Origin of the sequence: Cupriavidus sp. WGlv3 (assembly GCF_023952475.1) — a bacterium.
GTDB lineage: Bacteria > Pseudomonadota > Gammaproteobacteria > Burkholderiales > Burkholderiaceae > Cupriavidus > Cupriavidus phytorum.
Genome location: NZ_JALHRX010000047.1, coordinates 1 through 10,132, shown reverse-complemented (window position 1 = coordinate 10,132; position 10,132 = coordinate 1). Strand labels below are relative to the sequence as shown.

Here is a 10,132-nt window from a genome sequence, read left to right as displayed (position 1 = left end):
ACCCACCAACGCTTCGCTTGGTGCGGCTGGAGTTCACGTCCGGCGTTTTTCCTGTCCGCGATTCTCGCCCATGGCCGGCGGAGATGTTCTCCTATTGATCGGCTTGATGTGTCTCTATTGAGCCAGGCAGTTCGAAAATGAATAGCCCGACGGGTAGCTACCCGCGTTATACAGAAATCATGGCAAAGCGCGGCGCGGCTGACGCGCGACCTTCTGTCGAGGATAAGGCATTCAGCGCAGTGGAATGGATTTCGCGGAATGATTTCCTTGCAGACGTCGAACTAAGAAACGGTAGTGTGCCCGTTTGCCTCTTGAGGTCATGCGCTCAGTCCATGGGATGCATCAATGGGTTGGCTCGGAATTTAGCCGTTTGTCACGATGGATCTCAGTGTACTGCCTAATTCATGCGGGAAATGTCGGTCCGACTATGTCGTCGGGGATATTAGGGGCGTTAATTAAATGTAATCGGGCGAACCCGATGCCATTTATCGCCCGCAAAGGACGGCGTTGGATCGTGCGCTTCGCCTGTAGTGGCATTACGAAAGCACAGAATGCATTCGATATTGCCATCAACTATCCGTCAATGGAGGAAGCATGGCAGCAGAGAAGTCGTTACGTTCAATGGTTGAAAAATGGCTTACACCGTCGGTAGGGAAGCCGCCCCGCGTTATCGGTACGGGCCGCCTGCGAGACTGCCGCAGCCGCTTTGTTTGTGTGGAGTGCAACCGCGCTACTGGTACGCTGTCGATCATGTTCTTCCGGCACTGCGACGGTGGCTGGTATGTGTTTCCACCTGTGACAAGCAGAGCTGGAGGGGCTAGATAGGTTCGCACTCATGTTGTGGGCTTGCGGGCTAGTGCCATATCAGAAAATCCTTGGTGGAAATTCGAGAAGATCTGATAATACTTTTTGTGGGCTGCGATTAGTATGTTCATCGGGGTGCGCCAGTTAGGTGCACCCAAGTCGGTTGTATGTATCCCCCGACAATGCGTCCCTTATAGCGCCCGACGTTTCGTCGGGCGTTTTTTCTTTAGTTTTCGAAGAATTTGGGGGGCTGAATTGCCACATGCCGGCATTCGTTCCCTAGCCATGGACGAATTCGCGCTGCACAAAGGCCATCGCTTTGCCACGGTGGTAGTCGATCCGAGCGGCAGCAAGTGCTCTGGATCTGTCAGGGCTGCTCGCGCGAGACGGCGCGCCTTCTTCGAGCAACTGCCACCAGACGCGGCCAGGCGGATCGAAGCGGTTGCGCTTGAAGCTAGAACCGAAGGCTGCATAAACTCAGATCCCATCTAGGGGTTTACCTCCGGCCGAAATGTCTTTTTTCATGCTCGATTGTTTACTATAGTAAACGGCATGGGGGGATACCTTCCTTCCAAGTCTCTCTCGACAACTAGGAGTAGAAATGAGTCGTGAAATCCACCTGAACGCATTTGAGATGAACTGCGTGGGTCATATCCAGCAGGGACTGTGGACCCATCCCCGTGATGAATCGAGCCGGTACAGCGAGGTTCAATACTGGGTGGACTACGCCAAGAAACTTGAGCGTGGGCTGTTCGATGGCATCTTCTTTGCCGATGTCGTTGGGGTCTATGACGTCTTCGGTGGTAACGCCAACGCGGCTGTTCAAAACGCCGTGCAGGTGCCGGTGAACGACCCAATGTTAGTGATTCCGGCCATGGCCGCGGTCACACGCAATCTGGGGTTCGGCGTTACGGCCAACCTCACCTACGAGCAGCCGTTCCTGTTTGCCCGCCGCATGTCGACGCTCGACCATCTGACAGGTGGGCGCATCGGCTGGAACATCGTGACTGGCTATCTGGACAGCGCGGCGCGAGCCATCGGCCTCGACGGGCAGGTTGCGCACGATGACCGTTACGATCTGGCCGACGAGTACCTGGAGTTGGTGTACAAGCTCTGGGAAGGAAGCTGGGATGACGACGCGGTCATCAACGACAAGGCCAGAGGCATCTACGCAGACCCGTCGAAGGTTCGCGTGATCCACCATCGCGGTCGTCAATACAAGGTAAATGCGATGCACCTATGCGCTCCGTCGCCGCAGCGGACACCGGTGCTCTACCAGGCAGGCTCCTCGACGCGTGGCAGGCAGTTTGCCGCGACGCACGCTGAATGCGTCTTCGTGAATGGCCAGAAGAAGGACGGCGTCAAGACCATCGTCGACGACATCCGCGCGAAGGCTGTGGCCTTTGGCCGCATCGCGGACGATGTCAAGGCATTCCTGGGAGCGACGCTGATCATTGGTGGCACCGAAAAGGAAGCGCAGGAGAAGTACGAGGAATACAAGCGATATGTGAGTTCGGAAGGCGCACTCGCACACGCAGCCAGTTCGCTTGGCATCGATTTTTCGCGCTACGACCTCGACGAGCCGATCGATGTGAGCAAGAGCCAGGCGATCGTTTCCAACGTGGAAGCCATGACTCGCAGCGCAGGGGCCCAATGGACCTTGCGCAAGCTGCTCGAACAGATGCCGCTGGGTAGCCGCCAGGCACCGTGGGTCGGCTCTGCCGAACAGATCGCTGACCTGATGATCGAGTGGACCAACGAGACCGGTGTAGCAGGGTTCAACCTGTCGCGTACGGTGGCTCCGGAATGTCTCGACGACGTCATCGATCTGCTGGTACCGCTCCTGCAGGAGCGCGGCGTGTACAAGACCGCCTATCGCGAAGGTACGTATCGCGAAAAGCTGTTCGGTCATGCACGCCTGCCGGTCACCCATGCCGCAGCCAAGGCACGCGCCGCTGTGCGGTAATCCGCGCAGCACGTCCTTCACAAACTATGAGGCCCCAAGCTAAGGGGAGCACTATGGTAGACAAAACATCGTTCCGAGAAGCCATGGCCGGGCTAGGGGCCGCGGTCAACATCATCACTAGTAACGGCGAAGGTGGACTGGCCGGCTGCACAGTATCGGCAGTGTGCGGCATCACGGACGAGCCGCCAACTCTGCTTGTCTGTATCAATCGTGGCAGCAAGAACAACGAGGTTGTGCGTGAGAACGGCTGCCTTTGCGTCAATGTTCTCGCAGCGGATCAGCAAGACGCGGCTATCCGGTTCTCGAGCAAGAGCGTCTCGGTCGAGGAGCGTTTTGCCGATGTGGAATGGGATCGGCTGGTGACCGGTGCCCCCGTGATTGCCGGCACCGTCAGCGCTTTGGACTGCGAAGTCGCATCCATGATGGACGTTGGCACGCACACCATGTTTCTCTGTGAGATCAAAGCCGTGCGGACGCGCAATGATCGCGACGCCTTGATCTACTTTGGGCGCAACTTCCATAGTGTCGAAGCGCCGGCTGTGAAAGGCGCCGTAGCCGCCTAGGTCCAGCTCCAAAACCCCCGAGACGTCAGGTCGCACATGGGCGCTACGCGCCCATGTCGGACACGCTCGTCCTTCCCGATGCGCCGTGTGCGCGCCAGGTGTCACGGGCGTCCCCATCGCAGGCGACTGAATGGCTTCGATCTCTCCTTATCTCCAGCAGGCAATGCACATGACTTCCTATCCGGAAATTCGAATGCTGATCGCCGACAAGTGGCGCAGCGCGCCCGGTCGGCCCGTTATCAACCCATCGGACGAAACAACCATCGGCACTGTGCCAATCGCAACGACTGCAGACCTCGACGATGCCTTGTCGGCCGCGGCCGATGGTCTGAAGATCTGGCGTCGCACGTCGCCCGCACGGCGCGCCGAGATCATGCTGAAGGCGATTGACTTGATTCTCGAACGAGTCGAGGCCATTGCGACCGCCATTGCCCTGGAGCAAGGCAAGACCCTGGCGCAGGCGCGCGCTGAGGTGCTGCGTGGTTGTGACTTGATGACATGGGATGCGAACGAAGGCAAGCGGTTGTACGGACGTGTGATCCCGGCAGAGCCGCCCATGCGGCATACGGTGATCCGCGAACCCATTGGCGTGATTGGCGCATTCACGCCATGGAACTTCCCGATGAGTTCTCCCGCGCGCAAGGTGGGTGGTGCCCTCGCTGCCGGATGTTCGATCATTCTCAAGGCCGCTGAGGAAACGCCTGCGGGAGCCGTGATGTTGGCCCAGGCCTACCGCGATGCCGGACTTCCTGCTGGTGTGCTGAACCTGGTATTTGGAGAGCCGGGGATGATCTCGTCGTCCTGGTCGCCAGCCCGGTCGTCCGTGCCGTCACGTTTACTGGCTCCACGCTCGTGGGGAAGCACCTGGCCGGCCTGACAGCCCAACACATGAAGCCGGCGATTCTGGAGTTGGGCGGTCACGCGCCGGTCATCGTTTGCGATGATGCCGATCCCGACGCGGCAGCCCTCGCCTGCGTAAAGGGGAAATTGAACAACGCCGGGCAGATATGCGTTGCCCCTACGCGCTTCTTCGTTCATCGCAAGGTCTACGACAGGTTTGTCGAAGCATTTGCTCGGTACGGTGCCCGGATCCGGGTGGGGCATGCGCTGGAGCCGAGCAGTGATATCGGACCTGTCGCAAATGAGCGGCGACTTGCCTGCCTTGACGAGTTGGTGAAAGACGCGATCCATCAAGGAGCTCGCCTGCTTTGCGGTGGGGAGCCATTGCCGGGCGCAGGATACATGTTCCCGTTCACCGCACTTGCCGATGTCCCGTCCACCGCCCGCGCGATGCTAGAAGAGCCATTCGGGCCTCTGAGCCTGATTGCCCCTGTCGAATCGCTCGACGAAGCCATCGAACGTGCCAACAGCCTGCCTTATGGCCTTGCCGGATACGCATTCACTCGCTCTGCAGCGGCCGCCTATCGCCTTGGCGACGAGCTGGAGGTGGGCAACCTCGCAATCAATCACCTGACTTCCGCCGTGTCGGAAACGCCATTCGGTGGCGTGAAGGAAAGCGGGTACGGACGCGAAGGAGGCATCGAAGGGCTCGAGTGCTACACGAACGTGAAAAGCATTTCACACGTGATGGCCGACGCCTGAAGCGACGAACACCAGGACAACTCCAGAAAGCACAACAACGTTCCGCCCAATCCGGCCCGTTCACGTTGGTACCTTCGGTCACCAACTTGAGCGGGGTAGGAAGTTTATTGCCACCAAAGGAGATGCAGATGCGCCCCATCCATTTACTAGCCTTGCTACCCGCCGCAGGCGTGCTGATAGGCCCGTTCTTTCTGAACCGCGTTACCCCCCCAGATTCTCGGTATGCCCTTTCTGCTGGGCTGGCTGTCCCTCAATCTCGTACTCACGTCAGTTGTGATGGCGATCATCTTTCACAGCGATAGTAAGGCGCACGACGATCGCGGGACCGCGGCTGAGGAGCACGTATGAACAGCGCCCTGATCTTCATTTTTGGTGCCATTGCCCTGGCACTTGCGCTCGGTTTGCTGGCCAGGCGAGGAAAAAAGATGAGCCTGGAGGAATGGGCGGTGGGCGGCCGAGGCTTCGGCACGGCAATCGTGTTCCTGTTGATGGCCGGTGAAATCTACACGACGTTCGTCTTCCTTGGCGCGAGTGGATACGCATATGGCCACGGTGGTCCGGCCTACTACATGCTGGGCTATGGAAGCCTTTGCTTTGTCCTGTCGTACTGGCTGTTACCGCTGATCTGGCGCTATGCCAAAGCGAAGAACCTGATCTCTCAATCCGACTTCTTCGCGTCGAAGTATGACAGCCGGCCACTGGGCATCCTGGTCGCCGTTGTCGGCATCGTGGCACTGATGCCATACCTGGTGTTGCAGCTCAAGGGGCTTGGCATTATCGTGAGCGTTGCATCGTATGGCGCCATCGACTCCAGCCACGGCATGTGGATCGGTGCCATTGTGGTGGCCTTGTACGTGGCCATCTCCGGCGTACACGGGTCCGCGTGGACGTCGGTGGTCAAGGACATCCTGGTCATGTTTGTCGCCGTGTTCCTCGGCCTCTATCTGCCGTTCCACTACCACGGTGGCGTCGGGCAGATGTTTGCGGACATCGAGGCAGCAAAGCCAGGTTTTCTTGCCCTGCGCGAGTCCGGTGAAAGCCCGGTGTGGCTGGTTTCGACCGTTCTGCTTTCGGCGCTCGGCTTCTACATGTGGCCACACATGTTCATGGCGACCTACACGGCAAAGACCGACGTGGTGTTGCGCAAGAATGCCTACGTTCTGCCGATCTACCAGTTGATGCTCTTGTTTATCTTCTTCGTCGGATTTACTGCAGTCCTGCAGATTCCTGGGCTCAAAGGAAGCGACATCGATCTGGCACTGTTGAAGATTTCGCTGCAAACCTTCGACCCATGGTTTGTTGGTGTCATCGGGGCGGCAGGCGTTCTGACAGCGCTAGTGCCGGGTTCCATGATTCTGATGACATCGGCAACCTTGCTGGCCAATAACGTCTATCGTCCGTTGCGCCCGTCTGCCAGCAGCGCCGAGATCGTAAAGCTGAGTAAGTGGATGGCACCGTGCATCATGGCAGTCGGGCTCTTCTTCGCGCTCCAGGGCGGGAAGACGATCGTCGCACTTCTGCTGATGGCTTACGCGTTCGTCACCCAGTTGTTCCCGGTCCTTGTGATGAGTTCGCTGCGGAATAATCCGGTGACGCCGGTCGCGGCAATGACTAGCATTGCCGTGGGAGAGGCGACGGTTGCGTGGGTGTCTTTGACTAAGCAGTCGGTGGCTTCGCTCTTTCCATTCCTGCCGGATGCTTTGAAGGACGTGAATGTCGGCGTTGTCGCACTGGTACTGAACATCGCGACGTTGATCATCGTAACCTTGCTGACGCGGCGAAGCGAGCGCCCGGGTCTGACGGCTCCGGTTTCCCAATAACACCTGGGTGATGTGGGCGGAGGCGATCCCTCCGCTAGGAGATTGTTATGAAGACAAGCATTTTTTCCCGCGCGGCGCGTGTTGCATTCATTCAGGCGGAGTGGCACAAAGACCTGCTGGAGAACGCGCTTGAGGGATTCCTGCGCCGCATGGTCCAACTCGGGGTGTCTACCGATGCCGTAGACTTCTTCGAAGTGCCTGGAGCATTCGAAATTCCGCTGTTCGCCAAACGGATCGCGACACGCGGAGACTATGCGGCGATTATTGAAAGTGCGCTCGTTGTTGACGGAGGCATCTATCGGCACGAGTTCGTCGCTCAAGCCGTCGTGGAGGGGTTGATGCGCGTGCAACTCGAAACGGACACACCGGTGTTTTCAATGGTGCTGACGCCGCACAATTTTCGAGCTGAAGAGCACATGCGCGGATTCTTCGCCAAACTCTTGATAGAGAAGGGCGATGAGGTGGCAGACGCGTGTGTTAGGGCAGTCGGCTGCCTCGAGCGCCCGGGTGGATGCATGTCTGCTGAGGCAGCACGGCATCTGGCTCCTGGACGAGTAGGCGAGCGCCTGATTTCGACCACCGCATAGGGATCCAATGCCGCCGCCAGCAGGCAGCGCGGAGACCTTTGACCATATTGAAGGGGTACATGATGACCGAAATAACGATTCGCGATGCCACGCCAGAAGACATGGAAGCGGTATGTGCGATCTACAACGATGCTGTGGAGAACACGACGGCAATCTGGAATGAGGTCCTTGTCGATGTGGCCAATCGCTTGGACTGGCTTTCCGCACGGCGCAAGGCCGGCTTACCGGTTCTCGTGGCGCTGGACGCAACGGGCGTTGTGGTCGGCTATGCGTCATTTGGGGATTGGCGCGCGTTTGATGGCTATCGCCATACCGTGGAGCACTCGGTGTACGTGCGAACTGACCAGCGTGGCAAAGGTATTGCCGGCTCGCTAATGAAAGCTCTTATCGAGCGTGCGGGCGAACTCGGCAAACACATCATAGTCAGCGCGATCGAAGCAGGTAACGCGAGCTCGATCCGTCTACATGAAAAACTGGGCTTCGAGCAGGTCGGCCTGATGAAGGAGGTTGGCACGAAGTTCGGCAAGTGGCTGGACCTTGTCTTCATGCAGCTCAACATCGACCATCGTGCTGACCCGGATGGTGCGCGGAAGCAGTAGCGCATACGTGTGCTCCATCGTTTCCCCTCGCCGATCAAAGGTGCTGCGCTGGCTGATACCGCGGATTGAAGTCCGCTCCCAGCAACAGAATGCATTCCCAGAGTATGGCTCAATCTTCAAATGCTGCTCTGAAGTCGGGATGGCTTCGTCTCGACCCTGTATTGACAATAGCCACCGCGCAATTGTTCGGAACCTCGCTTTGGTTCAGCGCCAACAGCGCGGCCGACGATCTTGCCCGGACGTGGGGGCTGACGGCCGCAAACATTGGCATGCTCACGGCGGCGGTTCAGAGCGGCTTCATACTGGGTACCCTGGTATTCGCCGTATTCGGACTCGCGGACAGGTTCTCGGCGAGCCGAATTTTTTGCCTTTCGGCACTGCTTGGTGCTGCTTTCAACGCGTGGTTCGCGTGTCTGTCAGGGGATTTCTCCGCAGCAATCGCACTTCGGTTTGCTGTGGGCGTATGTCTCGCTGGCGTCTATCCGATTGGGATGAAGCTGATTATTAGCTGGGCCCCCGATAGAGCAGGGGCAGCGCTTGCATTGCTGGTAGGCATGCTGACCTTAGGGAGCGCGCTGCCGCATGGCTTGCGAATTATGGCCGCACAATGGCCGTGGCAGTACGTCATGGCTGGCTCTTCGGTGCTGGCAGGTATTGCGGCAGTCATGGTCATCTACTTGGGTAACGGACCGCACTTGCCGATGCGCCGCCCGGGCGGCCCGAATCCGGGTAATCCATTGCACGCGTTTCGCGATCCCCAGTTCAGAGCGATTGCGGTAGGTTATTTCGGGCACATGTGGGAGCTTTATGCCTTCTGGACCATACTACCCATGCTCGTTGCACGCTCGCCCCTGCCTTCGCTTTTCGAAACACAGGGCATCTCAGCGCTGGCCTTCGCCATCATTGGGGTTGGCGCCATTGGGTGCGTCTTCGGCGGCGTGCTAACCCGCTGGGTAGATAGTGCCCGCGTCGCGCTCAGCGCTCTCGCGATTTCAGGAGTGTGCTGCTTTCTCTTGCCGTTCGCGGCAGACGCGCTGTCACGGGGTTGCCTGTTGGTTTTTTTCTTGATTTGGGGAGCGGCAGTTGTCGCAGATTCCCCGCAGTTTTCAGCGTTAGCTGCCAAGACATGCCCTCTGCCCTTGGTCGGCGGTGCACTCGCCATTCAGAACTCGATTGGATTTGCGCTGACGGTGGCTTCCATTACCCTCGTGTCCACGTTGCTAGGGGACCTGGGCATGAAAACGTCCTGGGTGCTTCTGCCGGGCCCAGTTTTGGGAATCATAGGCTTCCTGTCGTTGCGCCGCAGTTCCCGCTGACAGCGGCTGCGGCAGCGAACGCTCGGCTCGGATATGTGTCGGGAATCGCTCCTTAACGCCCGATCAATATAGTTGAATGCGCGTCTAGCACGCAAGTACGGCCGCTTTCGGCGCCGTCCATGTTGCAGTTCACAAGGATGTCGGCTGCAGGGGTGAACTTGCTCGAGGCAACCCCCCCGTTTCCTAAACAGGCCGCATTCAGAAGGATTCACTCATGAGCAAGGTCCGTCGCGGGAAGGTACGAAAACCGTGACCACGATCTTTACCGTAGGCGCGATACTCCGCGAATACACCGGCGAAGTACTCTACTCTCCACTTCAATGGTGCGCTGGCAGGCTGGACCGCGTGGTCAGCGATCTGGAGTTCTAGATGCTGGAAGGCATTTCAGCGACCTCGATATCCCTTGATCGGCTCAGCAGAGGAGCGTGCGACTTGAGCGGCCGGAACCCCCATGGGGCACTTCACGGGTTCTGGGCGCATTGACCCGAAGCCTCGGAAAGTCTTCTTTACGCCCGTTGGCTGCCAACGCCATGTGACACTTCCGCTCATTGCCGACAAGCGTCAGCATTAGGATTTCATATTGGTGTGGTCAGTCCACTGACCACGTCGAGGAACGGCTGTCTTGTTCTCGAGCGAAGGAGATCGCAGGCGTGCACACACGGCGCTATGCTTGAGCTGCGATGGGGCCGCAGTGGAAGCATGCGCCCTTTCAACCGGCTACTCTAGGGAAGTGCTTATGTGGACGCCTCCCGGATAGCAAGGTCGATTTGACATGGTGGTCGACAGGTAGAGGCAGCACGCTTATGTCCGGCCCGTTTGTTGCAGGCCTTAAGGCCTGCTGGCCCATATGGAATTCGCTGACGAGGTCCCCAGCT

The 10,132-nt window shown here is 58.5% G+C and carries 9 protein-coding genes and 1 pseudogene; all 10 read left to right on the top strand.

The annotated features are described in order from the left end of the window. Positions 1-1,074 precede the first annotated feature (1,074 nt). Positions 1,075-1,266 (top strand): annotated as a pseudogene (locus MKD38_RS29785) (transposase); the annotation flags it as partial. 139 nt (positions 1,267-1,405) lie between these two features. Continuing rightward, positions 1,406-2,770 (top strand): LLM class flavin-dependent oxidoreductase, encoded by a 1,365-nt coding sequence (locus MKD38_RS29780; protein WP_012354641.1) that lies wholly within the window; start codon positions 1,406-1,408, stop codon positions 2,768-2,770. Between the two features lie 53 nt (positions 2,771-2,823). Continuing rightward, entirely contained in the window at positions 2,824-3,333 is a 510-nt protein-coding gene (locus tag MKD38_RS29775) for a flavin reductase (RefSeq protein WP_012354642.1), read from the top strand. A gap of 130 nt (positions 3,334-3,463) precedes the next feature. Beyond that, positions 3,464-4,210 (top strand): aldehyde dehydrogenase family protein, encoded by a 747-nt coding sequence (locus tag MKD38_RS31200; RefSeq protein ID WP_306414577.1) that lies wholly within the window; start codon positions 3,464-3,466, stop codon positions 4,208-4,210. Beyond that, on the top strand, positions 4,186-4,935 hold the full coding sequence (locus tag MKD38_RS31195) for an aldehyde dehydrogenase family protein (protein ID WP_306414578.1): 750 nt from the start codon (positions 4,186-4,188) through the stop codon (positions 4,933-4,935). The genes MKD38_RS31200 and MKD38_RS31195 overlap by 25 nt, the downstream gene beginning before the upstream one ends. Before the next feature lie 222 nt (positions 4,936-5,157). Next, complete coding sequence (locus MKD38_RS31190) at positions 5,158-5,283, top strand: hypothetical protein (protein WP_018003724.1); 126 nt, start codon at positions 5,158-5,160, stop codon at positions 5,281-5,283. Next, on the top strand, positions 5,280-6,755 hold the full coding sequence (locus MKD38_RS29765) for a sodium:solute symporter family protein (RefSeq protein WP_012354643.1): 1,476 nt from the start codon (positions 5,280-5,282) through the stop codon (positions 6,753-6,755). Before MKD38_RS31190 ends, MKD38_RS29765 begins: the two co-directional genes overlap by 4 nt. A 47-nt stretch (positions 6,756-6,802) precedes the next feature. Continuing rightward, complete coding sequence (locus MKD38_RS29760; RefSeq protein WP_012354644.1) at positions 6,803-7,342, top strand: 6,7-dimethyl-8-ribityllumazine synthase; 540 nt, start codon at positions 6,803-6,805, stop codon at positions 7,340-7,342. 59 nt (positions 7,343-7,401) lie between these two features. After that, on the top strand, positions 7,402-7,941 hold the full coding sequence (locus tag MKD38_RS29755) for a GNAT family N-acetyltransferase (protein WP_012354645.1): 540 nt from the start codon (positions 7,402-7,404) through the stop codon (positions 7,939-7,941). A gap of 104 nt (positions 7,942-8,045) precedes the next feature. After that, entirely contained in the window at positions 8,046-9,257 is a 1,212-nt protein-coding gene (locus tag MKD38_RS29750) for an MFS transporter (RefSeq protein WP_051073457.1), read from the top strand. The last annotated feature ends 875 nt before the right edge of the window (positions 9,258-10,132 follow it).

What these genes read in the sequence shown, in the direction of transcription:
- MKD38_RS29780 (WP_012354641.1), top strand. Translation starts at nt 1,406, where the DNA reads ATGAGTCGTGAAATCCACCTGAACGCATTTGAGATGAACTGCGTGGGT.
- MKD38_RS29775 (WP_012354642.1), top strand. Translation starts at nt 2,824, where the DNA reads ATGGTAGACAAAACATCGTTCCGAGAAGCCATGGCCGGGCTAGGGGCC.
- MKD38_RS31200 (WP_306414577.1), top strand. Translation starts at nt 3,464, where the DNA reads ATGGCTTCGATCTCTCCTTATCTCCAGCAGGCAATGCACATGACTTCC.
- MKD38_RS31190 (WP_018003724.1), top strand. Translation starts at nt 5,158, where the DNA reads ATGCCCTTTCTGCTGGGCTGGCTGTCCCTCAATCTCGTACTCACGTCA.
- MKD38_RS29765 (WP_012354643.1), top strand. Translation starts at nt 5,280, where the DNA reads ATGAACAGCGCCCTGATCTTCATTTTTGGTGCCATTGCCCTGGCACTT.
- MKD38_RS29760 (WP_012354644.1), top strand. Translation starts at nt 6,803, where the DNA reads ATGAAGACAAGCATTTTTTCCCGCGCGGCGCGTGTTGCATTCATTCAG.
- MKD38_RS29755 (WP_012354645.1), top strand. Translation starts at nt 7,402, where the DNA reads ATGATGACCGAAATAACGATTCGCGATGCCACGCCAGAAGACATGGAA.
- MKD38_RS29750 (WP_051073457.1), top strand. Translation starts at nt 8,046, where the DNA reads ATGGCTCAATCTTCAAATGCTGCTCTGAAGTCGGGATGGCTTCGTCTC.